We start from the raw sequence: 22,691 nt of genomic DNA, 5'->3' as shown, positions 1-22,691 counted from the left end.
CGTCCACCGTCTGCAATTTTTCGTTCTCGATCAAGCCTGTCGGCGCGCCGCCGGTATCAGTAGACCAGCGACGGAAGCCAGAGTGCCAGTTGCGGAAAGGCAAGCAGCAGCGCGATCATCGCGAACATGGTAATGACAAAGGGCGCCGCACCCTTCATGACGTCGACGATCTCGCCGCGGCCGCGAATGCCCTGAACGACGTAGAGGTTGATACCGATCGGCGGCGTGATCAGCGCCGTCTCCAAAAGCACCATCAGCAAGATGCCGAACCACACGGCGTCGTAGCCGAGCGCAATGACGATCGGCGTGATGATCGGCGCCGTCGTCAGCAGCATCGACAATGTCTCCATGAAACAGCCGAGGACCACGAGCACGGCGATGATCAGCAACATCGTCTGGAAGGGCGTCAGCCCGAGGCCGGAGACGAAGTCGGTGAGTGCCGTCGTCAGGCCGATGACAGACAGCACGAAATTCAGGAACACTGCCGCCAGGATGATGAGCATGATCATCGAGGTCGTTCGCATGGTGCCTTCGACCGCGTGGCGCAGCATGGTCAAGGTGAGCTTGCCGTTGAGTGCCGCGAGGATCATCGCCGCAACGACGCCCAGCGAAGCGGCCTCGGTCGGCGTGGCGAGACCCGCATAGATCGAGCCGACGACGACGAGAAAGATGCCGATCGGCGGAATAAGCGCCGGCAGCGCCGCCAAGCGCGCGCCCCAGTCCGTGCGGATCGCCTCACCGCCCCAGCCGCGCCGGACGAGGCACAGGAACACGACCGTGCCCATGAACAGGCTTGCCAGCAGGAAGCCTGGAATGAAGCCGGCCAAGTAAAGCTCCGGCACCGACGTGTCGGTCAGCAGCCCGTAAAGGATGAGATTGATCGACGGCGGGATCAGGATGCCGAGCGTGCCGCCGGCGGCGATCGTTCCCAGAAACAGCGGCTCGTTGTAGCCGCGCTTTTCGATCTGCGGGACGGCAACGGTGCCGATGGTCGCGGCAGTCGCAACGGACGAGCCGGACGTTGCCGCGAACAGGGCGCTCGATCCGATATTCGAATGCATCAGGCCGCCCGGCAGCCAGCCGACCCAGCGCACGATGCCCTCGTACATGCGCTCGGTGATGCCGGCGCGCAGCAGGATTTCGCCGAGGAGCACGAACATCGGGATGGCGACCAGCAGGAAGTCGGTGCCCGTCTGCCACACCATATCGCCGAGCGCCCGGTGCAGCGGCATGGGGCTTTCCAGATATTGCAGCGTCAGCCCGAGCCAGCCGAGCGAGGCGGCAACCGGTACGGCGAGCGCGATCAGCGCAATCAGAATGAGAAGGGTCTTGGCAAGCATGTCAGACCGCCTCGTCCTCGATCTGCTCTTCCACCGACTTTACGCCGATGAGCAGATTGGCGCCGGCGGCATCGCCGCGCAGCAGGCGCACCAGGGCGACCAGCCCCATCAGCACGCCGCAGAACACGAAGAACAGCCAGCCGAACAGCCACGGTATCTGCGGGATTGCCAGCGGCGTGCGCATCGGTGTGATCGACCGCGATCCGTGATCGAGCGTGTCGGCGACGAGCGACCAGGCCATGGCGGTCACGACCCCCGCGAAGCCGACCAGCAGGACGAGGCCTAGAAAATTGCTGAATGTCCGCAGCCATCCCGGAAAAAACGGAAACAGCGCATCGACACGAATGTGGGCCCGTTCGAAAAGGGCGAAGGAGAAACCGAGCGTCGTCGCGACGCCGAAGGCATAGCCCGAAAGCTCGTCGGCACCGCCGATGCTGACATTAAAGAGCTTGCGTAAGGCCACTTCCACGGTGACGAGCAGAGCCGAGCCGATGATCAGGACACCGCCGGTCCACACAAGGACCCGGCTCAGCCGCTCAGAAAGCAGCAACGACTTTTCCAACATGGTTTCCTCCCCGGATACACGGCCGGCGGAAAAGCCGGCCGTGGTCTTTGGCAGTTTGTTATTTGGCTTCGGCCTTCATGCCGAGAATGGAGCCGACGGTGTCGTTCCAGTTCCTGGCGCATTCCTCGCCGCAACGCTCCGCCCAGCGGGCAAGCACGACATCGCTGGCGATCTGGTCGCGCCGCTTCAGGTCGGCGTCGCTCGGGGAAACGAGCGTCATGGCGCCCGGCTCGCCGATCTCACAGGCCCCGCCTGTGATGCACGAAATCGCCACCTCGTCTTCCGTCGCCGTTTCCATCCACATGGCATCGGTCAGCGTGTCGAGTTCCTTCTTCAATGTCGCCTGCTGATCCGGCGAAAGCGAATTCCACTTGTCCATGTTCATGGCGCCGAACGCCAGGCCCCAGCCGACGCGCAGCGTGTAGGCATGGGTGGCCACCTGGTGCCACTTGGCCTTGTAGGCGGACATGGTTCCGGTGATCCCGCAATCGACGACGCCCTTCTCGAGCGCCGGAATGACCTCGGCGAACGGCACGGTCACTGAGGTGCCGCCGGCACCTTCGACAAAATCGCCCAGCGTCGTCGCATAGACGCGGATCTTCTTGCCGTTGAGGTCATCGAGGCCGGAAACCTCACCGTTGCACCAGAGCGTCTGGCTCGGAAACGGATAAAGCTGCAGGAGCTTGGCGTTGTAGATCTCGGCAAAGGCCTTCTCGAGGGTCGGGAAATAGGCCTCGGCAACTTTCCGCTGCGTCTCGATATCCTGGGTCAGCGACGAAAGATCGGCGCCCTCGAACACGGCGTTCTCCGCGGCCACGTAGCCCGGAAGGCCGAAGGCGTAGTCGAAGACGCCGTTCTTGACGAGACGCATAATCTCGAAGCCCTTCAGGCCGAGTTCCGTCTGCGGCCTGATCTCGCCGACGATCTGCCCGCCGGTCGCCTCGCTGATATGGTCGTTCCAGAACGGGCCCTCGTGTTTCTGGTAGTTCGTAAGGCTGCCCCAGGTGCCGACGGCCTTCACGGTCACAGGCTTGTCGGCAGCCTGGGTCGCCGTCGCGAGCATGGCGGCAAGGCCAACGCCGGCGGCGAGTGTTTTCAAGAGTTTCATGGGATGTGCTCCTTCCTTCATCATCCGGTTTCCTGTCATTTCACGTTGCTTCGTGGATTACGCATTTGCCGGCCTGTAGACCGGAACTTCCTGGCTCTCATCGATATCGGTGATCAGCATGCAGCCCGGCTTGTGGGTGATGCAGATCTGAGGACGGGCGTTCAGCACGGCGTTCTGCGGCGTCACCCCGCAGGCCCAGAAGACCGGCACCTCGTCGTCTCCGATCGTGCAGGCCTCGCCCCAGTCCGGCCGGTCGAGCGCATCGATGCCGATCGCCTCGGCCGGGCCGACATGCAGCGGCCCGCCATGGGCAAACGGATACCGCGCCGATATGGCGGCCGCCCGCTCGACATCGTCCCTCTTGATCGGCCGCATGGAGACAACGACGCCTCCGGAAAAAGGCCCGGCGGGCTCGGTCGGTATCGACGTGCGGTACATCGGGACCGTGATGTTCTTCTCGATATGCTGCAGGCGGATGCCATCCGCCATCAGCGCGCGCTCGAAAGTGAACGAGCAGCCGAGCGCGAAGGCCACGAGATCGTCGCGCCAGTACTCGCGAATGTCGGAGACTTCCTCCTGCGCCGTGCCATCGCGGTAAATCCGGTAGGACGGAACGTCGGTCCGGATGTCGATCTCGGCTCCCAGCGTATGCATCATCGGGTTCGCCCTGTCGGAGACGCCGACGAGCGGGCAGGCCTTGGCGTTGCGCTGGCAAAAGCGCAGGAAGTCGACGGCAAAATCCTCGGGCAGGATAACGATGTTGGCCTGCAGGCGTCCCGGCGCCAGCCCGGCCGTGTGGCCGCTGTATAGCCCGGACCGGATGATCTCGCGCAGCGATGCCGTCGGCAGGTTCCGCAGTTCGTCGTAGTTTTGCGCCAATGTCATGCGTGCCTCTGTGACGCCGGCCGTCCGGCTTTTGGTTGGTCACAGATCATTCGCAATTGGCATGATCACGTCAAATTGTAATTTTCTTTCACTTTTGATCGAAAATTGTGATCATCCCATATGGGCGGTCGCGACGTCCCGCGCGATATGCGCCGCCCGCTCCGCGAGGTGGCTTTTCGGCTCGCCCAGATACGATGCGGTGAACCGCAGCGTATCGGGCCGCCAGCCCGGATCGAAGGCCTCGAGCTCCCCGCTTTCGATCTGACCCCTGATCAGGTGGACGGGAAAGGCGCCGACGCCGAGGCCCGTCGCCACCATGCGGATACAGGCCGAAAGTGACGAAGCGGGAAACAGGCGCACATCGCCGCCATAGCGTTCGAGCAGCTTGACCTTCAGGTCCTGATAGGGCCGCGTGTTGCGGGCATAGGTAATGACCGGCGTGGTGCGCAGGATTTCCGTATCCGCGCCGTCGAAGCGCAGCGAAGGCGATTTGATCCAGGCAAGGTCGAACGACGGCAGCTCGATATTGTCGACGCTGAATTCGGAGATCGGCCCCATGAGGATTGCGAGGTCCAACGACCGGTTCAGAAGCTGGTCGCGCAGATTGTGCGAAACGTCAACGGTGATCTCGACATCGACCAGCGGGTATTCCGCGCGCAGGCCGGCCACGAATTCCGGGAGCCAGGACTGCACGACGGTTTCCGACACGCCGACCCGCAACTGGCCTTCGAGCCCCGCCGGATCGACGATATCGGCCTTGATGTCCTCCTGGATGCGGTGGATCTGTTCGGCGTAGCCCAGCAGCTTATCGCCGCGTTTCGTCAGGCGCATGCCGCTTTGCGCGCGGTCGAACAGCGTAGCGCCGAGTGCGGTTTCCAGCGCCGCGATCCGCGCCGAGACCGCGGGCTGCGAGAGGTTCATCTGCTCGGCCGCACGACGCACGCCGCCCAGGCGCGCCACCCACAGAAAAGTCCTAAGCTGCTCAAAAGTCATCGCTTCTTTCCGGTCGATATCGGCGCCGCCAAGATACACCGTTCCGCACATTCGGCCACATCTTCTTGCGGGCCGTCCCGATGCGCGCTACCTGTGAGGGCTGAACCGGCGTTGAGGACAAGGGTACGCATGTCAGAAAAAATCGTAACGGCGGCAATGGTCGCGATCGGCGACGAACTGCTTTCCGGGAAGACCAAGGACAAGAACATCGCGCACCTTGCCGACATGCTGACAACCGCGGGCATCGAGTTGAAGGAAGTGCGCATCGTCGGCGACGATGAGGCCGACATCGTCGCCGCGGTCAACGCGCTGCGCGAGCGCTATACCTATGTCTTCACCTCCGGCGGCATCGGCCCGACCCATGACGACATCACCGCCGAGGCGATCTCGGCGGCCTTCGGCGTTCCGTGCGAATATGACGACGAGGCGCTCAGGATCATGGGCGCGGTCTACGAGGCCCGCGACATGAAGTTCACCGAGGCCCGCAAGCGGATGGCGCGCATGCCGCGCGGCGCCGCCCATATCCGCAACCGCGTTTCCGTGGCCCCCGGCTTCACCATCGGCAATGTCCATGTCATGGCGGGCGTTCCCTCGATTTTCCAGGCGATGCTCGACTGGCTGCTGCCGCGGCTGGAAACCGGTGCGGTCATCCACTCTCGGATTGTCGACTGCCCCTACGGCGAAGGAACGATCGGCGAGGGCCTCGAGGCCATCCAGAACGATCATCCGGATACGGTCATCGGCTCCTACCCGAAATTCGACGGCGAGACCTATTCGACGCAGATCGTCGTGCGCTCCCGCGACACCGAGGCCATCGACAGGGCTGTGCTGGCGGTCAACGCAATGCTTTCCGAAATCAGCGCCGCGCAATCGACCAAGGTGCAGCGGTAGCGGACACAAAAAAACCGCCCAGCGAATGGGCGGTCTGATTGTGCAACTTTCATTGCCGGTTAGTCGAGGTGGCGGTTGCCTGCGACGACGCTCGGAATGTCGGCCCGGAAGATGCCGAGATCGGCAAGCTCGCGATCCGAGAGGTTGCTGAGTTCGCGGCAGGCCCGGTTGTGGGCGCGGCGCTGCTGCAGGTTCTTGAATACGGACTTCATTTTGTTTTCCTTTTCCGGCTGGTCCACGTTTCGTGTAATTCGTAACGCCATATGGGGCGTTAGGTGCTGAATTTGCAGTGTTTTGTCTGCAAGGGAGCTCTGCGTTTTTTGCATTGCACAACGCGCAGGCGCCGGCGCGGAGACCATGCGACGAAAGCACTAGGCCCGTCGTGCTCGAATTGACAGAAATCAACGCGCCGGAGGGCTATATCTGTAAAGGTACCGCCACCGGATCGCGGGGCGGACCGCCCGCAGCCGCGTTCTTATCTGAGACCCGAGGGAGACGAGCATGCCTTACAAGACCGTTTTGGTGATCCTGCGCAGCGAAGAGGATTGCGACCATGTTCTGGACGAAGCGCTGCAGCTGACACGCACCTTCGGCTCGCACCTGATCGGCTTGCATGCGGAAGCCGCGGTGAAGGTCTCCTACGCCGCGCCGATCGAGATCCCCGACGCCAGCGTCTTCAATGTCGACCAGGAAGAGATCGACGTGCGCATGAGCGAAATGGGCGCGAAGTTCAAGGAGAAATGCGAGCGCGAAGGCGTTTCCTGGGAATGGCGGCCGATCCGTTCGCTGTCCGGCGACAACGCCCTGTCGGCGCTGTCGAGCGCGCGCTGCGCCGACATCGTTGTGGTGCGCCAGCACGAGGAGGAAAAGGAAGAGGATTTCGCCGACCTGGAGGCATTGGTGCTCGAGGGCGGACGCCCGGTCCTGTTCGTTCCCTATATCAACCGCAAGGCCGAGCCCATAAAACAGGCGATCGTCGGATGGAACGGTTCGCGCGAGGCGGCCCGCGCGGTATGGGACGCCCTGCCCCTCCTCACCGCCGCCGAAAGCGTCGAGATCCTCTCCGTCGATCCGGAGGAAAACGCCGAGCAGAGCAAGGCCATGGCCGGCGCCGAGATCGCCGCGGCGCTGACCCGTCACGGTGCGAATGTGTCCGTCAACACGGAAATCTCCGATGGACTGCCGGCCGCCGCCATCATCCAGAACCGCATGGCCGACACGGGCGCGGACCTCCTGGTCATGGGCGCCTACAGCAAGTCGCGGCTGCGCGAATACCTGTTCGGCGGCGTGACCCGCACCATGCTGCAGTCGATGCCGAACCTGACGCTGATGTCACGCTGATCTGCGTGGACAGCTGATCCGGCAGGCCGGCCTGGCGGTTGACTGGGCCGGCCTCTTGCGCTGCTATTGCATTCCCGGCTAAAGCCGCGGCACGAGATCAACGCGGCTTTGACGCCAGATTTGCGCCAGGAGTGCCCCCGCCATGTCCCTTCCCGAAAAATCCTTCCCCGTATCCTGGGATCAGTTCCACCGCGACGCGCGGGCCCTGGCCTGGCGCATTTCGGGTTCGGAGAAAAAGTGGCGCGGCATCGTCTGCATTACCCGCGGCGGGCTGGTGCCGGCGGCGATTGTCGCCCGGGAGCTGAATATCCGCGTCATCGAGACCGTCTGCGTCGCCTCCTATCACGACTATACCAGCCAGGGCGAAATGACCGTGCTGAAGGAAATCTGCCAGGAGTTGTCGTCCGCCGATGGCGAGGATGTGCTGATCGTCGATGACCTGACCGATACCGGCAAGACGGCCGAAATCGTTCGCGCCATGTTGCCGAAGGCGCATTTCGCTACCGTTTACGCAAAACCCAAGGGCCGTCCCATGGTCGACACATTCGTGACGGAGGTTAGCCAGGATACTTGGATTTATTTTCCGTGGGACATGGGCTTTGCCTATCAGGAGCCCATCGCCAAGGACCACGCCGGTTAGTTTAAGTCTGGTTTAGCGTACCGTGAAGGGCACAAAGGCCTCTGTCGCATTCATATTCGTCGTCGTCGTCATCAACATGCTGGGCGTCGGCCTCGCCTGGCCGATCCTGCCCAAGCTGGTGCAGTCCTTCGAGGGCGGCAACATCTCGTCCGCCGCGTTCCAGTACGGCCTGCTCGCCTCGGCCTACGCGCTGGCGCAGTTTCTCTTTTCGCCCTTGATGGGCAATCTGTCCGACGCCTTCGGCCGCCGGCCGGTGCTGCTCCTGTCGCAGACCGGCCTTGCGATCGACTACGCCATCCTCGCTGTCGCACCCGACTACTGGTGGCTGCTGGCCGCGCGTCTCATCTCCGGTGTGCTGGGCGCGACCATCACCACCGCCAACGCCTATATGGCCGACATCTCGACGCCGCAGAACCGGGCCCGCAATTTCGGCCTTGTCGGCGCTGCCTTCGGCATCGGCTTCATCGCCGGGCCGGCGCTCGGCGGCCTGCTCGGCGAGATCGATATCCGCCTGCCATTCGTCGCCGCGGCGCTGCTCAGTCTTGGCAATACGCTCTACGGGTACTTCCTGCTGCCGGAATCGCTCGATCCTTCGAAGCGGCGCCCGGTCGGTCGGCTGTGGAAGAGCAATCCGGTCGGGGCGCTCGCCAACATGACCCGCTTCCCGGTCCTGCTGCCGCTCTTCCTGGCACTGTTCCTGACCGCCGTCGCCGCCCGGGGCCTGGAGGCGATCTGGGTGCTCTATACCGATTTCCGCTTCGGCTGGACATTGCGCGACTCGGCGCTGTCGCTGGCCTTTGTCGGCGTCATGTTCATCATCGTTCAGGGCCTGCTTGTCGGCCCTTCCGTGCGCCTGCTCGGCGAGCGCCGCGTGGTGCTGCTCGGCTATTTTGTCGCCATCGTCGCGCTCTTTCTGTTCGGCATTGCCGAGCGCGGCTGGATGCTGTTTCCGCTGACCGCGCTCTACATTGTCGGCGGCGCACTGGCGGAGCCGGCGCTGAAGGCCATCTGCTCACGCACCGTGCCGGACGATTATCAGGGCCTTCTGCAGGGCGTGCTTGCCAGCATCGGTTCCGTGGCGATCATCGCCGGGCCGCTGTCGGCTTCGATGATGCTGGCCCATGTCTCCGGCCCCTCGCCGATCGTCAACCTTCCGGGCATCTGGTTCCTGGTCGGTGCGCTGCTGTTCCTCATTGCGCTCGCCTCGGCCGCGCGGCGGGTCGTCCTCGCCCCGGCCGCGGACTGAGATCCGCACTGGCATTGTCGGCCGGCCAATCCTATCTATTTCAGGGTTGAACAAAATTGGGAGGAGTGTCATGGGCACCGCACGCGTCTTGCGCACGCCGGAGGACCGGTTCGAGAACCTGCCGGACTATCCGTTCGCGGCGAATTACCTGGAAATCGACGGCGGCGATCACGGCGCCCTGCGCATGCATTATGTCGACGAGGGCCCGAAGGACGGCCCGGCCGTGCTGCTCCTGCACGGCGAGCCGACCTGGTCCTATCTTTACCGCAAGATGATCCCGCCGATCGCCGCGGCCGGCTTTCGCGTGCTGGCGCCCGACTTCATCGGCTTCGGCAAGTCCGACAAGATCGACGACCGCGCCGCCTATTCCTATCTCGGCCATGTCGACTGGATGAAGCAGTTCATGGCGGCGCTCGATCTCAGGGACATTACCTTCTTCGGCCAGGACTGGGGCGGGCTGATCGGCCTGCGCCTGGTGGCCGAATCGCCGGAGCTCTTTGCCCGCGTGATGATCGGCAACACGGGGCTGCCGACCGGCGACCAGGATCTCGGCGACGCCTTCAAGCAGTGGCGCGAATACAGCCAGACGACGCCGGAGTTCAATATCGGCGGCATCGTCTCGCGCGGCACGGCGCGCGGCATGACCGAGGCCGTCGCTGCCGCCTACGACGCGCCCTTCCCCGACGAGAGCTTCAAGGCGGGCGCCCGCGCCTTCCCGATGCTGGTGCCGGCGAGCCCCGAGGATCCGGCGGCGCCCGCACAGCGCGCCGCGTGGGAGAGCCTGCGCCGGTTCGACAAGCCGTTCCTGACCTGTTTTTCCGACAAGGACATCATCATGCACGGCGGCGAGAAGGTTTTTCAGAAGCTGGTTCCGGGCACCGCCGGGCAGAATCACTTCATCACTGAAAACGCCTCCCACTTCCTGCAGGAGGATGCCGGGCCGCTGCTGGCGGGAAAACTCGTCGAGTTTGCAAGAAATAGCTGAATCGGACGGTAAATTCTTCTACCTTGAATTGAAAAGCGGCCGGCGGGTGATTCGCCGGCCCGCCCGCCCGGAACTGTCAAGGGACGGTGCGCACGCTGTGCATCACAAAATTTTTTTGGCCAACATATTTGGCTTCGAATCCGCTTGACGGGTGGCCAAGTGCGGGGTTTTCAAGGCATTGCGCTTTCCCCGCTTTCCACATCGCCCACCCACAACATCTGGTGTTCACAATTCTGTCTCAATCAAGCCCTTGACGGTCGAAAACGAGTCGCGTTGTACTGTACAGACGTTGTTCCAGCAGCGGCGGTCTGCGCGTTCAAGGCAGATCATCATCAGTTGTAATGTGTAAGGACATGAAGTCCCTGACGGGTCGGTTTCCAGTTCGGGACACGGGGAGTTTTTGCGCGTTTCACGGCTGAGGCTAATGGAAAAAACGTGATTGGCGAAAACAAGCTGTTAATACTATCTTTAGTGTTTGCAGCAAATATCGACACAAGATATAGCGTCATTAGCGAGGGGGGCTTCGCGAAACACGCTTCGATAGTTTAAGGTCTGCTGCAGTTCACTTTTGAGTAAACGGCACGCAGGAAGGGGAAATCGCGTCTTGTCGGCTTGGGCGGCGGCGAGGCAGTCTTGAGACGAGGATAGCAAGCATGCGCATTGAGCGTCGTTTTACAAAAGAAGGTCAGTCGCCATACGCGGAAATCGCGTTCCGCAAGGCGACGAGCGAAATCAAGAATCCCGACGGCTCCGTCGTCTTCCGCCTGGACAATATCGACGTGCCCACGCAGTTCTCGCAGGTCGCGAGCGACATCCTTGCGCAGAAATATTTCCGCAAGGCGGGCGTTCCCGCGCGGCTGAAAAAAGTTGAGGAAAACTCCGTCCCGTCCTGGTTGTGGCGCTCCACTGCGGACCTCGAGGCGCTGGAAGAGCTGCCCGAGGACGAACGCTACGGCTCCGAGACCGATGCGCGCCAGGTGTTCACGCGCCTTGCCGGCACCTGGACCTACTGGGGCTGGAAGGGCGGCTATTTCGACGGCGAGGACGACGCGCGCACCTTTTTCGACGAGCTTGCCTACATGCTCGCCACCCAGCGCGTCGCGCCCAACAGCCCGCAATGGTTCAACACCGGTCTCAACTGGGCCTACGGCATCGACGGCCCCGGCCAGGGCCATTTCTATGTCGATCCGTTCACCAACAAGCTGGTGAAGTCGAAATCGGCCTATGAGCATCCGCAGCCGCACGCCTGCTTCATCCAGTCGGTCGAGGACGACCTTGTCAACGACAACGGCATCATGGACCTGTGGGTGCGCGAGGCGCGGCTCTTCAAGTACGGCTCCGGCACCGGCTCCAACTTCTCGCACCTGCGCGGCGAAGGCGAGCAGCTCTCCGGCGGCGGCAAGTCCTCCGGCCTGATGTCGTTCCTGAAGATCGGCGACCGCGCCGCCGGCGCCATCAAGTCGGGCGGCACCACCCGCCGCGCCGCCAAGATGGTCGTCGTCGACATCGACCACCCGGATATCGAGGCCTACATCAACTGGAAGGTCAAGGAAGAGCAGAAGGTGGCGGCGCTCGTCACCGGCTCCAAGGTCGTGGCCTCCCACCTGAAAGCCATCATGAAGGCCTGCGTCAACTGCGACGGCCCGGACGGCGACTGCTTCGACCCGAAGAAGAACCCGGCGCTGAAGCGCGAGATCCGCGCCGCCAAGAAGGCGCAGGTTCCGGAGAACTACGTCAAGCGCGTCATCCAGTTCGCCGAGCAGGGCCACAAGGACATCGAGTTCACCACCTACGACACCGACTGGGATTCGGAAGCCTATCTCACCGTCTCCGGCCAGAACTCCAACAACTCGGTCTCGGTCAAGGACGATTTCCTCAACGCCGTCGAGGCAGACGGCAACTGGGATCTCATCGGCCGCATCTCGGGCGATGTGACGAAGACGGTCAAGGCGCGCGACCTGTGGGACCAGGTCGGCTACGCCGCATGGGCGTCGGCCGATCCGGGCCTCCACTTCAACACCACGATGAACGACTGGCACACCTGCCCGTCCGCCGGCCCGATCCGCGCCTCCAACCCGTGCTCGGAATACATGTTCCTGGACGACACAGCCTGCAACCTCGCGTCGCTGAACCTGCTGCAGTTCATGGAGAAGAAGTCCAACAAGTTCCAGATCGGTGAGTTCGAGCACGCAACGCGGCTGTGGACCGTCGTCCTCGAGGTCTCGGTGATGATGGCGCAGTTCCCGTCGAAGCAGATCGCCGAGCTCTCCTACAAGTACCGCACGCTGGGTCTCGGCTACGCCAATATCGGCGGCCTGTTGATGACCTCGGGCATTCCTTACGATTCCGAGGCCGGCCGCGCCATCTGCGGGGCGATTACCGCGATCATGACCGGCGTTGCCTACGCCACCTCCGCCGAGATGGCGGGCGAGCTCGGCCCCTTCCCCGGCTACAAGCCGAACCGGGCCAACATGCTGCGCGTCATGCGCAACCACCGCCGCGCCGCCCATGGCGAGACGGCCGGTTACGAGAAGCTTTCCACCAACCCGGTGGCGCTCGCCCATGACGACTGCCCGGACGAAGAGCTGGTGACCCACGCGAAGGCCGCCTGGGACAAGGCCGTGGAACTCGGCGAGAATAACGGCTACCGCAACGCCCAGGCGACGGTGATCGCGCCGACCGGCACGATCGGCCTCGTCATGGACTGCGACACCACCGGCATCGAGCCCGATTTCGCGCTGGTCAAGTTTAAGAAGCTCGCCGGCGGCGGTTATTTCAAGATCATCAACCGCGCGGTTCCCGAAGCCCTGCGCACGCTTGGCTATTCGGAAGCCGAGATCGCCGAGATCGAGGCCTATGCCGTCGGCCACGGCAATCTCAACCAGGCGCCGGCGATCAACCCGGCATCGCTGAAGGCCAAAGGCTTCACCGACGAAAAGATCGAGGCGCTGAACGGCGCGCTGGAGACGGCCTTCGACATCAAGTTCGCCTTCAACCAGTGGACGCTCGGCACCGATTTCTGCCGCGAGGTGCTGGAGATCTCCGAGGAGGCGCTGAACGATTTCGAGTTCAACATGCTGGATTACCTCGGTTTTTCGAAAAAGGACATCGACGCCGCCAACATTCACATCTGCGGGGCGATGACGCTGGAAGGCGCGCCGCACCTGAAAGAAGAGCACCTGCCCGTCTTCGACTGCGCCAACCCGTGCGGCAAGATCGGCAAGCGCTATCTTTCCACCGTAAGCCACATCCGCATGATGGCCGCGGCCCAGCCCTTCATCTCGGGCGCCATCTCCAAGACCATCAACATGCCGAACGAGGCGAGCATCGAGGACTGCAAGTCCGCCTACATGCTCTCCTGGAAGCTGGCGCTCAAGGCCAACGCGCTCTACCGCGACGGCTCCAAGCTCTCGCAGCCGCTCAACGCCGCGCTCATCGAGGACGATGACGACGAGGACGCGCTGGAGGAGCTGATCGAGGCGCCCGCCGCCGCCAAGGCCGTGGCCGTGACCGAGAAGATCGTCGAGCGGGTGGTGGAAAAGGTCGTGCGCGAGCGCGAGAAGCTGCCCAACCGGCGCAAGGGCTACACCCAGAAGGCGGTGGTCGGCGGCCACAAGGTCTATCTGCGCACCGGCGAGTTCGACGACGGCCGCATCGGCGAGATCTTCATCGACATGCACAAGGAAGGCGCCGCCTTCCGCGCCATGATGAACAATTTCGCCATCGCCATTTCGCTCGGCCTGCAATATGGCGTGCCGCTGGAGGAATATGTCGAGGCCTTCACCTTCACCAAGTTCGAGCCGGCCGGCATGGTCCAGGGCAACGACGCGATCAAGAACGCGACGTCGATCCTCGACTATGTCTTCCGCGAGCTTGCCGTCTCCTACCTGGAGCGCCACGACCTTGCCCATGTGGATACGTCCGACTTTTCCAACACGGCGCTCGGCAAAGGCATAAAGGAAGGCAAGACCGCGCCCGTCTCCAAGGGCTGGACCCGCGGCCACAAGCTCGAACTCGTCGCTCCCGGCGGCCAGCCGATGGGCGGCGCGCCCGCCGGCAGCGGCAGCTCCAACGTGACGGCGATCTCCGGCGGCGCGGCGCTCGTCTCCGAGGCCATCGCCGCGCAGAACGCCGAAGAGGCCCTCGCCTTCAAGCGCGACTATGAGGAGCGCGCCAAGCAGCTCTCCGAGGAGATCGCCGAGGAAGAAGAAGCCGACGAACTCTTCGACGGAGACGCCATCGAAGACGCCCGCGCCGACGCGCAAAAGGTCGAAGCCGACCGCCGCGCCAAGGCGATCATGCAGGGCTACACGGGCGATGCGTGTTCGGAGTGTTCGAACTTTACGATGGTCAGGAACGGGACGTGTTTGAAGTGCGACACGTGCGGGGCGACCAGCGGGTGTAGTTGATTAGGCGCTGAAATTTGCGAAACGAAAGAAACCCTCGCTGCGATGCGGGGGTTTTTGGTTGAACTGTCCGGCACCGAAATGCAACTTAGACGTAAAAATTGATCGGATATATACTCAAACGACAAGCAGGTGTATGTCATGGCCGCATGGTGGCAATCTGTTGAAACAGCTTTGCAGAACTTAAACGGAAAAGCACAGCTCAAACGCCTATATGAAGAAGTCAGATCAGTAAGAACAACCGCGGGGTTGAGCACGCCAACCAGCTTGAATGCAATAGTCAGAAAGGAACTTGAGTATAATTCTTCGGATTCCTCAAATTGGCAAGGCCGAAGAGATTTGTTCTTCAGTGTGGATGGTCTGGGAGCCGGGGTTTGGGGATTACGTAAATTGATCGAAGCCACACCCAGCGCGGTAGATTTAACCACCTCAGACAATAATTTGGAAACAGAGAGAGTTGAAACGAGCGTTTATCGAATACTACGCGACACCCCACTCGCTCGTAAACTCAAACTAGTTCATCAAAACAAATGCCAAATATGTGGTGAAACTATCCGTCTGTCCGATGGTCGAGAGTACTCTGAAGCACATCACATCATGCCACTTGGTAATCCACACAACGGCCCGGACATATCCACTAATATCATAATTCTGTGCCCGAACCATCACGTAATTCTGGACTACGGGGCAATGACGTTAGATCCAAAAAAAATAGTTTCAACATTGGGGCACAGAATTGGTGAACCTTATATTCAGTATCACAACGAGTTCGTCTGCGGAGCAAAAAAACCCTAAGTAAGTCTGGCAATCCTATTTATCTTTGCGTCTAACATTCGCCTATCAATCCTACGCCACAAACCTAACCTTCAGCCGGAACAACATACGATGATAGGGTGTCCCTAAGCAGGCGACTCTGTGCGTAAATTTTGTTCCCATGTGAATCCACTCTGCCATCAGATACGACTCCCCAGAAACTCAAAGGTCCACCTCTCCCACTGGTCGAATTCCATTTATCTATAAGAAGATTTTTCCAGCGAGTGCGTGGAGTTGGCTCTTTAGTGGAGACCAGTCGTTTACCACGTGATCGGGAATTAAGGTGACTAAATACACTCATCTTTGGCAACCACTCATCTTGCGGTAAGCAAAACTCAATCTTTTCGTTTGTCATTTGTCGCTTCAAAATTCCCAAGATGTTGCCCGAAAAGAAATTGCAATTATTCAGAAACAAATCTGCCGCATTGCAGCAAGAACTGAACTGATTCAGGTGCAAAAACTCGTTTTCCGCAAAACCAAACTTAAGTCCCATTGCGACCGCGTTATCCCGTAAAAAGAAAAGCCCTGGCGCTTTAACTTCGGTCGGCAAAACGAACTCTCTGCCTACTCTTTTCGCATCCAGAGAGTGGTAAGTATTCACTAAATCGGGAATGGCAGCAGAAAGGTAAGACGTTTGACGCGATCTACTTTCGATGGGCAGTTTAAGGTATTCAGCAGATACATGGCGCACGCCGGCTGAACCAGCAAGTTTGAGCACTCTCAGTGCATCTTCTTCTTGTCCAAATATTACCGGCTGAAATCTCAATGAAACCGGAATGCCTGTTGCAGAGAGGGCCTCAGCCATATCTATACGCGCGCTCAAGCTAGGTACGCCTTTTTCGATTTTTCGTACCGTGTCCAACGCCCCAACCGATATCGATATTCTTACATAGAAGTTTCCGGATTGTAGCACTTCAACATAGGGCTGTTTGGTCGCAAGATTGCCCTTTGTACTTATCAACGTTGGATACTGAAATTCCCTCAGCACCTTAAGCGTATCCAGGGTCCTCTTTCGATGAGCCTCCCAAGGACTAAATGGGTCATTCATTCCCCCGAGTTGCAGCGGCACTCTTCTAAGTAAAAATTCATCAACTGCACCAGAAAGTTTGCCGTTAAAGACACGTGCCAATCGCTTTCTAAGTTGTTCTGGCTCGATCTCTTGAAGTGTGTTTGAGGATACCGCACCCCCTCTCGCTTTGGAAAAACAGTAGGAGCAGGAAAACTGGCAGCCACTGTAAGTATCAATACGGAGCGGAACGCTACAAAAAGGAAGCTGACTGGTCAGCGCAAGATAGTATTTGTAAGACATCAGGACGTAAGAAATCGCAAAACAAACACGATGTTTTGCACAACGACAAGCGATACCAGAATCGCTGTTACTGCCAGAAGAATCCAAATTGTGTATCGAGCCCAAGAACGGCTCGCGGCATGTCTTGCCAATACCTCCCAGAACAGGTCTTTTTGCCTCTCAGCAGACATCGTTTCATCTATTCTTAACAACCGCTTGTGGTTCTTGTACTCAAAAACCCATTCAGTACCAGCACCTGTTACAGAAGGAGTGGTGTAGCACTGTGCCTCTGTCTCGCTTTCGCAGGAATAATTTTTTTCCGTCAAACGCCTGAATAACTTCAGTCTAGCTTTCTTTGAAATCGACTGCCATGCACGATAGACTTCCCACACCAACCATCGAGGCGAATGTCCTCTCTCTAGATAATCGGCATATTTCGGATATCGGCGAATAAATCCGGGACAAATAAGCGAGTGAATCACAAACGCAATCGCATATATCAATGATGCCCACCAAAGTACCGCCCAACTAAACGGCAACTCCAATGCTATGCTGTAGGTGTTTTGCCCGATGGAAACGTTGAGCGGGCTGGGCAAGCCATCAATGAACTTCACCGCAGCGGGCGCTAACGCAAACCACGAGATAAAAAATCGAGTAACCGCCGGCTTAAAGTACGAGTTGATGAACTGCCAATGGCTGGTTTCGTTGGCGAAGTTGGTGAAAAAATCACTAATTGACTTATACATTCAGTGGCTTTCTCCAATTGCTTTCTTGTTCTCGTATTGTTCCCACCGGAGCACAATAGAGTCAACGATTGTGTTTCATCGATGTGCCCGAGGGACATTTGGATGAAATCCAAAGACGTTGAATTTCATCAACATCAAACAATGGGCCCGCAATTTTCAGATTGCGAGGTCCGGATAACCAAAGTTGCCGGCCGCTATCTTTCACGCCGGACACCCTTAAATGGCTTCTTGTCTGCTTTCTGGTCCATGAACCTTCCGGTGGAAGTATCCCTTTTGGTCCAGTTTTCCGTTTTGGGATTATACACTTGAGACCGCTGCCGGACGGCACCCTTACGATGGCCATCTCCAATTGGTGGATTGGTTGCCATTTCTGAAATCTCCTATTGAGTGTGGCACAAGAGGCTGCAGTAAAAGCAACCATTTACCTGATGGAAGTACTGCCTTGCCTGCAGTACAGCCGATTGGCAGTTCGGATGATCGCCGAGATTGAGACGGTTTTCTGGTTCCGGTGGAAATGGACACCCCACAGTATGAACTTCATGATCGCCGTTCGGCTGTGCATTCCGATTCACAAAATACTGAGCCATGATCGGCCCTCCTTTTCTTTGTGAATTGATTTGAAGCCGAAGGCGTGCTGTTCTTGGATTGCGAGTCAGTACGCACGCTTCGGCAACTCGAGTCGCAGCTAGCTGCTGATTGTGGTCACATCAGATTGAGCTCTGATGTGACCATTTTTTATGTGCTCTTCTGTTCCTCCTTCAATCAAACAAATCCGGTTGAATGACATTTTCCTCTTCCTCAAGCAGGGCCGCTCCTCTCGGTGTCAAGTAATATGAACCGCGTTTCGAACCCTCTTTCGTTCGATACTCTGCAAGTCCCCTTTTTTCCAAAGTCCTGTGACTAACAAGATTTCGCACGACCTGACTGAAGCGGTCATCCTTTCTGCCGGTCAGGATCTCCCTATCGCCTACTGAAAGCGTAAGCTGCTCACGTAGCAGTTCATCCAATTTAGTCACGTTCAGACCGCCTTCATCATCTCCATGAAGCACAATCAACCGTAATACGGGTTCAATTAAGTCCCGTTCACGTATGCGTTGGTTTACCATATAAACCTATGTAATTAATGTGGTTTTTTCCAACGCCGCATTTACGAATCCGATTCGTTAAGGATTCATTTACCATGATTCTTTACGAAATTCAACCACGCTTGCAGTGACGGCGTTGTCGTCACTTGGATAGAATTTCGTATTCACGGAGACGTTCACTCAATCCATAATTGATGCCAACTTTCGGCTCATGGCACACTTGGCTTGCATCATTCATTGTTCGGTCCTCCCGCCACATCCCACTGAGCGAGCCGTAGCGGTAGCCGCACCGGCAAAGGCGTCTGATGCCACCGGGGCTTGGCCAGGAGTTATAGCTCCGTTTCATTTCGTCCTGCTGCGCACCCGGCAGGCGGCCCTTGCACAGCCCGGCGATACATTCGCAGAGCAGCGCCGCATGCAGGTTGACGGTGCCACTCGCCGGTTCTCAGCTATCGCCCGCTCGCACAAACCCGCCCCAAAATCCCACCCCCAACCCATCCTTGCCCTTGCCTGCGCACCCGATCTCCCTTAAGACCTTACTCAGCTATGTTACGTTGTAACATAACGACTTCTGAAACACGGATTGAGGTTCAAGATCATGCGTAAAAGCTTTGCCGGAATTTCCTGTGCGTTTCTTCTCAGTGGGGCGCTGCTGGCGCTGCCCGCGGTGGCGGAGACGAAGGACAGGTCTTCAGCCCACAGCCACAGCCACGGCGCGGAAAAGACCGTCTACAAGGGCTATTTCGAGGACGACCAGATCAAGCCGCGCCCGCTTGCCGACTGGCAGGGCGACTGGGCGAGCATCTATCCCCACTTGCAGGACGGCAAGCTGGACGAATGGATCGCGCACAAGGCCGAAAGCGGCGACAGCACCGCCGAGGAATACCGCGCCTATTATGACACCGGCTTCAAGACGGACGTGGAGCGCATCGTCATCGCCGATGGCAACGTGACCTTCTACCGGAACGGCGAGCCACTGCAGGCGCGCTATGAAAGCGACGGCTACGAGATCCTCACCTACAAGAAGGGAAATCGCGGCGTCCGCTTCATCTTCAGGAAGGCCGAAGGCGATGCCGCCGCGCCGCTCTTCATCCAGTTCAGCGACCACAAGATCGCGCCGGAGAAATCCGATCACTATCACCTCTACTGGGGCGACGACCGGGCGAAAATCCTTCAGGAACTCACCAACTGGCCGACCTACTGGCCGGCCGGCATGAGCGGCGACGCGATCGCCCATGCCATGATGGCCCACTGAGAGCCGACCATACACGCCTGACAGACCGCCGGCGGCCCGGTTCGCCGCCGCCGGCCAGTGGCGGGTCAACGCCGCCTTCCTACCCGCCCATCGGCAGGTTGGCGATCAACACCGCAACGGCGATGAAGAACAGCACGCTGCCCGCCAGCACGAAGACGTGCCAGATCGTGTTGTGGAAAGGCAGGCGCTCCGAAAGGTGGAACCCGACGCCTGCGGTGTAGACAATGCCGCCGGCGGTTACGATCCAGAAAACCGCCGGGGAAAGTCCCGCGATGATCGGGCCGCCGGCCAGCAAAACGGCCCAGCCCATGGCGAGGTAAAGCGCCAGCGCAAGCCACTTGAACCTGCCGGGTGCGAGCATTTTCAGGAGCGAGCCGACGGTCGCGGCGCCCCACAAGCCCGTCAGAAGCCCGGTCGCCGGAACGCCGGACACGAGCACGAAGGGCGTATAGGTTCCGGCAATTTTCATGTAGATCGCCGAGTGGTCGAGACGGCGGAGCAGGCCGGTCCACCGCGCGCTGTCGACCATGTTGTAGAGGGCCGAAAAGCACAGCATCGCCACCAGTGTCGTTCCATAGACCGAGACCCCGACAACGGGGCCGGGCTCCGAACGGAATAGGACCGTGAGCACGATCAGCAACGGAACCGCGATCATGGCGAGGCAAACGCCGACGACGTGAACCACGCCATCGCTGAACCGCTCGGCGCGGCTGTATGCGGGGCGGCTATGTGCGAAAGACAAATTCACGGGTCCCTCATTCTCGTTGCGAAGCGGCAGCAACTGCCGGTCCTTTCGATGGCCGTCGGCAAAACCGCGCCTCACCATCTGTGCAGCACCGCCATCAGATACCCGTTTTCGCCCAAGGGGCAACCGTTGGGAAATCACTTCAATGAAAGAAGGTGTCCACCCGCCCGACCTGCCGCCACATCTCGGCAACCGAGCCGTAGCGATGCCCGCGCCGCTAGAGGCGCCGGATGCCGCCGGAGGGCATCAGGCCCCTTTTCCGTCGTTGTGGTATTCTGACGCGTCCACAACCTTTTGGAGTGAGGGTGCAGATGGCGAGCGAAATCCCCGTTGAAATCGTCGAACAGATTACGTCGCAGTTCCCCGCTGCCGTCGTTCAATCGACCGAATTCCAGCTGTTGGCCCTGGCGGCGTTGATTGTCGTCACAGCCCTTGGCGTGTTCCTGGCGGCCTATCTGAAGGAGCTCGGCAAGAAATACGCGAGCAAGGAAGACATCGAGAAACTGCTGGACAAGACCGAAGCGCTCACAAAGGTGACCGAGGAGACCAAGCTTGAGGTCAAGGAGCGTTTCGACGACCGTCAATTGGGGCAGGAGCACATCATGCACCAGGAAATGGTTCTTCTTGAAGCAACACGGCTTGTCGCGCGCTTTGCGGAGATCTTCAAAAATCAACCCGATGAGGCCGGCGATTTCGCGGGTGACTACCTGAAACCGTGGAACCCCGCAACGGTTTCACGCACGTCGCTGGAGGAGAACAAGCGCGATACCTGCATATACAGGTTCCTTCGGTTCTTTTCCGCGATCGAAAGGTATCAGAACACGGTCACGGCCCTGCCCGCGCATCCGAAGCGCGGTTTCTTCGATTTCTACCTCACGCACAAGATAGACCCAGTCCTGGCCAACGATGATCTGCCGGGCGATTATGTCCTGTGGCGCGATGCGGCGATGGAGCTAGGCGAGGTGATCACCGAGAGATCGGCAAAGTGGGAGGACACGCGCCCCATCAGTTGGTCGATGTTCGTGGAGATCATCCAGAAAAACGACGCAACGGCCGATTTCATAAATGCCTATGCCGAGCGTATTTCCGCGTTTATTCGCACAAAGAACGTCCGCCTTGCCAATTTCGCGATCATCCTGATCGACCTCATTCAGGACACGCGCAACGAAGAGCCATGGGAAGATACCCGCAATCATCTTCTTTCCTATATCGCGGCCAAGGCACAGCCGAACCGGTTCTCCATCTGGGGCAGAACCGAGAACAAGGAAAACGACTGGGAGGTCATGGACATTGCCAGCGGCAAGGTTCCGCGAAATATCCGGTCTCCGCTGTTCAAGCTCGAGAATAACCTCGGCTATGCGCTGCCGAAATGGCTGATCGAAGCCAAGAAAAAACAGGCGGCCGATGAAGCCGCGGAGACGGGCAACGGAACCGCGGAGACCGCTGACGGAAGCCCCGCCTAATCCTGCATCCGCGCCCGCCCGACCTGCCGCCACATCTCGGCAACCGAGCCGTAGCGGTGGCCGCGCCGGTAGAGGCGCCGGATGCCGCCGGGGCTGGGCCAGGAATAGTAGCTCCGCTTCGTTTCATCCTGCGGCTCGCCCGGCACCCTGCCCCCGCGGAGTTTCGAAATGCATTCGAGCAGCAGGCCGGCGCCGCATTCGCTGCAGCGCTCGGACAGGGAAATCACCGATTCCCCTTCGTGAACGGGAACGCTGCCCTGCAGGATGATGTTGCCCGTGTCGAGGCTTTCATCCACCCAGTGGACCGTCGCGCCGGTGGTCGGATCGCCATTCGCCATCGCCCAGAAACACGGCATCAGGCCCCGGTTCCGAGGCAAGAGCGCCGGATGCATGTTGATCGTGCCGACCCTCGGGATCGCCAGCATCGGCCGGCGGATCACCTGGTTGAAATAGTTGGAGACGATCAGGTCCGGCGCCCACGACCGCACCCTTTCGAGGCACTCAACGCTGCCGGCGTCCCTTGTGGCGAACACTGGAATGCCCGCCTCCCGCGCCAGCGCCTTGAGCGAGCCGACACCGGCGGGCTTGCGCCGAAGGCGCAGGCTCAATGCACCGAGCCCTGCAAGCCACCGGTGAACCAGCCAGCTTCCGCCATAACGCCAACCCATGGCTTTCCCGAGACGCACGATTGCCACGCGGTCGGTCTTGCCGGCGATCATCGCGGTCGACGCGACGATGCCCGTCACCTCGCCGGGCAGCTCATGAAGCAGCGCGCGCGTGACGACATTCGCCTCCGGCAGATCGAAGGTCAGGATAACGATCTTCATGCAAGACCCTCCGCGCTGACAGTTTACTAATTTCCCGTTTAATGCCAGCCTCCCGCCATGGCACGGTTG

Annotated in this window: 20 protein-coding genes; 9 read left to right on the top strand and 11 right to left on the bottom strand. The window is 59.8% G+C overall.

Going from position 1 to position 22,691, the window contains the following annotated elements; genetic code table 11:
* Window positions 1-56 precede the first annotated feature (56 nt).
* From E4M07_RS04725 to E4M07_RS04705, 5 genes are all read right to left on the bottom strand, one after another.
* The gene (locus tag E4M07_RS04725) at window positions 57-1,340 is read right to left on the bottom strand and encodes a TRAP transporter large permease (RefSeq protein ID WP_136657116.1); all 1,284 of its coding nucleotides are present in this window, start codon (window positions 1,338-1,340) and stop codon (window positions 57-59) included.
* A 1-nt stretch (window position 1,341) separates the two neighbouring features.
* Entirely contained in the window at window positions 1,342-1,905 is a 564-nt protein-coding gene (locus tag E4M07_RS04720; protein WP_136657115.1) for a TRAP transporter small permease, read from the bottom strand.
* Between the two features lie 58 nt (window positions 1,906-1,963).
* Complete coding sequence (locus tag E4M07_RS04715) at window positions 1,964-3,013, bottom strand: TRAP transporter substrate-binding protein (RefSeq protein ID WP_136657114.1); 1,050 nt, start codon at window positions 3,011-3,013, stop codon at window positions 1,964-1,966.
* A gap of 57 nt (window positions 3,014-3,070) precedes the next feature.
* Window positions 3,071-3,898: a putative hydro-lyase gene (locus tag E4M07_RS04710; RefSeq protein WP_136657113.1), complete on the bottom strand. Its 828-nt coding sequence runs from the start codon at window positions 3,896-3,898 to the stop codon at window positions 3,071-3,073.
* A 111-nt stretch (window positions 3,899-4,009) separates the two neighbouring features.
* Entirely contained in the window at window positions 4,010-4,942 is a 933-nt protein-coding gene (locus E4M07_RS04705; protein ID WP_206057169.1) for a LysR family transcriptional regulator, read from the bottom strand.
* A gap of 78 nt (window positions 4,943-5,020) precedes the next feature.
* On the opposite strand from E4M07_RS04705, the gene E4M07_RS04700 reads away from it, so the two are divergent.
* Window positions 5,021-5,782 (top strand): competence/damage-inducible protein A, encoded by a 762-nt coding sequence (locus E4M07_RS04700; RefSeq protein WP_136657112.1) that lies wholly within the window; start codon window positions 5,021-5,023, stop codon window positions 5,780-5,782.
* 59 nt (window positions 5,783-5,841) lie between these two features.
* Here E4M07_RS04700 and E4M07_RS04695 read toward each other — a convergent pair whose 3' ends face one another.
* On the bottom strand, window positions 5,842-5,994 hold the full coding sequence (locus E4M07_RS04695; RefSeq protein WP_136657111.1) for a DUF1127 domain-containing protein: 153 nt from the start codon (window positions 5,992-5,994) through the stop codon (window positions 5,842-5,844).
* 289 nt (window positions 5,995-6,283) lie between these two features.
* Between E4M07_RS04695 and E4M07_RS04690 the strand changes: the two genes are divergently transcribed.
* From E4M07_RS04690 to E4M07_RS04665, 6 genes are all read left to right on the top strand, one after another.
* The gene (locus E4M07_RS04690) at window positions 6,284-7,123 is read left to right on the top strand and encodes a universal stress protein (RefSeq protein WP_136657110.1); all 840 of its coding nucleotides are present in this window, start codon (window positions 6,284-6,286) and stop codon (window positions 7,121-7,123) included.
* A 142-nt stretch (window positions 7,124-7,265) separates the two neighbouring features.
* Window positions 7,266-7,763, top strand: coding sequence for a xanthine phosphoribosyltransferase (gpt, locus tag E4M07_RS04685; protein WP_136657109.1), 498 nt, complete (start codon window positions 7,266-7,268; stop codon window positions 7,761-7,763).
* Between the two features lie 22 nt (window positions 7,764-7,785).
* On the top strand, window positions 7,786-9,009 hold the full coding sequence (locus E4M07_RS04680) for a TCR/Tet family MFS transporter (protein WP_136657108.1): 1,224 nt from the start codon (window positions 7,786-7,788) through the stop codon (window positions 9,007-9,009).
* A gap of 70 nt (window positions 9,010-9,079) precedes the next feature.
* On the top strand, window positions 9,080-9,994 hold the full coding sequence (locus E4M07_RS04675) for a haloalkane dehalogenase (RefSeq protein ID WP_136657107.1): 915 nt from the start codon (window positions 9,080-9,082) through the stop codon (window positions 9,992-9,994).
* 653 nt (window positions 9,995-10,647) lie between these two features.
* Window positions 10,648-14,403: a vitamin B12-dependent ribonucleotide reductase gene (locus E4M07_RS04670; RefSeq protein ID WP_136657106.1), complete on the top strand. Its 3,756-nt coding sequence runs from the start codon at window positions 10,648-10,650 to the stop codon at window positions 14,401-14,403.
* A gap of 138 nt (window positions 14,404-14,541) precedes the next feature.
* Complete coding sequence (locus E4M07_RS04665) at window positions 14,542-15,195, top strand: HNH endonuclease (protein ID WP_136657105.1); 654 nt, start codon at window positions 14,542-14,544, stop codon at window positions 15,193-15,195.
* 64 nt (window positions 15,196-15,259) lie between these two features.
* On the opposite strand, the gene E4M07_RS04660 is transcribed toward E4M07_RS04665, so the two are convergent.
* From E4M07_RS04660 to E4M07_RS04640, 3 genes are all read right to left on the bottom strand, one after another.
* Complete coding sequence (locus tag E4M07_RS04660; RefSeq protein ID WP_136657104.1) at window positions 15,260-16,522, bottom strand: radical SAM protein; 1,263 nt, start codon at window positions 16,520-16,522, stop codon at window positions 15,260-15,262.
* Window positions 16,522-17,247 carry a hypothetical protein gene (locus tag E4M07_RS04655; RefSeq protein ID WP_136657103.1) on the bottom strand — a complete coding sequence of 242 codons (726 nt, stop codon included), beginning with the start codon at window positions 17,245-17,247 and terminating at the stop codon, window positions 16,522-16,524. The genes E4M07_RS04660 and E4M07_RS04655 overlap by 1 nt, the downstream gene beginning before the upstream one ends.
* Window positions 17,248-18,005: 758 nt before the next feature.
* A complete protein-coding gene (locus E4M07_RS04640; protein ID WP_136657100.1) occupies window positions 18,006-18,353 on the bottom strand; it encodes a hypothetical protein in 348 nt (115 codons plus the stop codon).
* A gap of 577 nt (window positions 18,354-18,930) precedes the next feature.
* Between E4M07_RS04640 and E4M07_RS04635 the strand changes: the two genes are divergently transcribed.
* Window positions 18,931-19,587, top strand: a complete 657-nt coding sequence (locus tag E4M07_RS04635; protein WP_136657099.1) for a metal-binding protein ZinT — start codon at window positions 18,931-18,933, stop codon at window positions 19,585-19,587.
* 79 nt (window positions 19,588-19,666) lie between these two features.
* Here the strand turns inward: E4M07_RS04635 and E4M07_RS04630 are convergent, their stop codons facing one another.
* Window positions 19,667-20,329 carry a hemolysin III family protein gene (locus tag E4M07_RS04630; protein WP_206057168.1) on the bottom strand — a complete coding sequence of 221 codons (663 nt, stop codon included), beginning with the start codon at window positions 20,327-20,329 and terminating at the stop codon, window positions 19,667-19,669.
* Window positions 20,330-20,643: 314 nt separating this feature from the next.
* On the opposite strand from E4M07_RS04630, the gene E4M07_RS04625 reads away from it, so the two are divergent.
* Window positions 20,644-21,795, top strand: coding sequence for a hypothetical protein (locus E4M07_RS04625; RefSeq protein WP_136657097.1), 1,152 nt, complete (start codon window positions 20,644-20,646; stop codon window positions 21,793-21,795).
* On the opposite strand, the gene E4M07_RS04620 is transcribed toward E4M07_RS04625, so the two are convergent.
* Window positions 21,792-22,622, bottom strand: a complete 831-nt coding sequence (locus E4M07_RS04620) for a formyltransferase family protein (protein WP_169054083.1) — start codon at window positions 22,620-22,622, stop codon at window positions 21,792-21,794. The two genes, E4M07_RS04625 and E4M07_RS04620, sit on opposite strands and share 4 nt — an antisense overlap.
* Window positions 22,623-22,691: the final 69 nt, after the last annotated feature.

It is taken from the genome of Nitratireductor sp. XY-223 (assembly GCF_004959855.1).
Taxonomy (GTDB): Bacteria; Pseudomonadota; Alphaproteobacteria; order Rhizobiales; family Rhizobiaceae; genus Hoeflea_A.
This window is presented reverse-complemented; position numbering and strand designations above follow the sequence as displayed.

What these genes read in the sequence shown, in the direction of transcription:
- E4M07_RS04655 (WP_136657103.1), bottom strand. Translation starts at nt 17,247, where the DNA reads ATGTATAAGTCAATTAGTGATTTTTTCACCAACTTCGCCAACGAAACC.
- E4M07_RS04705 (WP_206057169.1), bottom strand. Translation starts at nt 4,942, where the DNA reads ATGTGCGGAACGGTGTATCTTGGCGGCGCCGATATCGACCGGAAAGAA.
- E4M07_RS04695 (WP_136657111.1), bottom strand. Translation starts at nt 5,994, where the DNA reads ATGAAGTCCGTATTCAAGAACCTGCAGCAGCGCCGCGCCCACAACCGG.
- E4M07_RS04635 (WP_136657099.1), top strand. Translation starts at nt 18,931, where the DNA reads ATGCGTAAAAGCTTTGCCGGAATTTCCTGTGCGTTTCTTCTCAGTGGG.
- E4M07_RS04675 (WP_136657107.1), top strand. Translation starts at nt 9,080, where the DNA reads ATGGGCACCGCACGCGTCTTGCGCACGCCGGAGGACCGGTTCGAGAAC.
- E4M07_RS04710 (WP_136657113.1), bottom strand. Translation starts at nt 3,898, where the DNA reads ATGACATTGGCGCAAAACTACGACGAACTGCGGAACCTGCCGACGGCA.
- E4M07_RS04620 (WP_169054083.1), bottom strand. Translation starts at nt 22,622, where the DNA reads ATGAAGATCGTTATCCTGACCTTCGATCTGCCGGAGGCGAATGTCGTC.
- E4M07_RS04725 (WP_136657116.1), bottom strand. Translation starts at nt 1,340, where the DNA reads ATGCTTGCCAAGACCCTTCTCATTCTGATTGCGCTGATCGCGCTCGCC.
- E4M07_RS04625 (WP_136657097.1), top strand. Translation starts at nt 20,644, where the DNA reads ATGGCGAGCGAAATCCCCGTTGAAATCGTCGAACAGATTACGTCGCAG.
- E4M07_RS04715 (WP_136657114.1), bottom strand. Translation starts at nt 3,013, where the DNA reads ATGAAACTCTTGAAAACACTCGCCGCCGGCGTTGGCCTTGCCGCCATG.
- E4M07_RS04640 (WP_136657100.1), bottom strand. Translation starts at nt 18,353, where the DNA reads ATGGTAAACCAACGCATACGTGAACGGGACTTAATTGAACCCGTATTA.
- E4M07_RS04660 (WP_136657104.1), bottom strand. Translation starts at nt 16,522, where the DNA reads ATGTCTTACAAATACTATCTTGCGCTGACCAGTCAGCTTCCTTTTTGT.
- E4M07_RS04670 (WP_136657106.1), top strand. Translation starts at nt 10,648, where the DNA reads ATGCGCATTGAGCGTCGTTTTACAAAAGAAGGTCAGTCGCCATACGCG.
- gpt (WP_136657109.1), top strand. Translation starts at nt 7,266, where the DNA reads ATGTCCCTTCCCGAAAAATCCTTCCCCGTATCCTGGGATCAGTTCCAC.
- E4M07_RS04720 (WP_136657115.1), bottom strand. Translation starts at nt 1,905, where the DNA reads ATGTTGGAAAAGTCGTTGCTGCTTTCTGAGCGGCTGAGCCGGGTCCTT.
- E4M07_RS04665 (WP_136657105.1), top strand. Translation starts at nt 14,542, where the DNA reads ATGGCCGCATGGTGGCAATCTGTTGAAACAGCTTTGCAGAACTTAAAC.
- E4M07_RS04700 (WP_136657112.1), top strand. Translation starts at nt 5,021, where the DNA reads ATGTCAGAAAAAATCGTAACGGCGGCAATGGTCGCGATCGGCGACGAA.
- E4M07_RS04690 (WP_136657110.1), top strand. Translation starts at nt 6,284, where the DNA reads ATGCCTTACAAGACCGTTTTGGTGATCCTGCGCAGCGAAGAGGATTGC.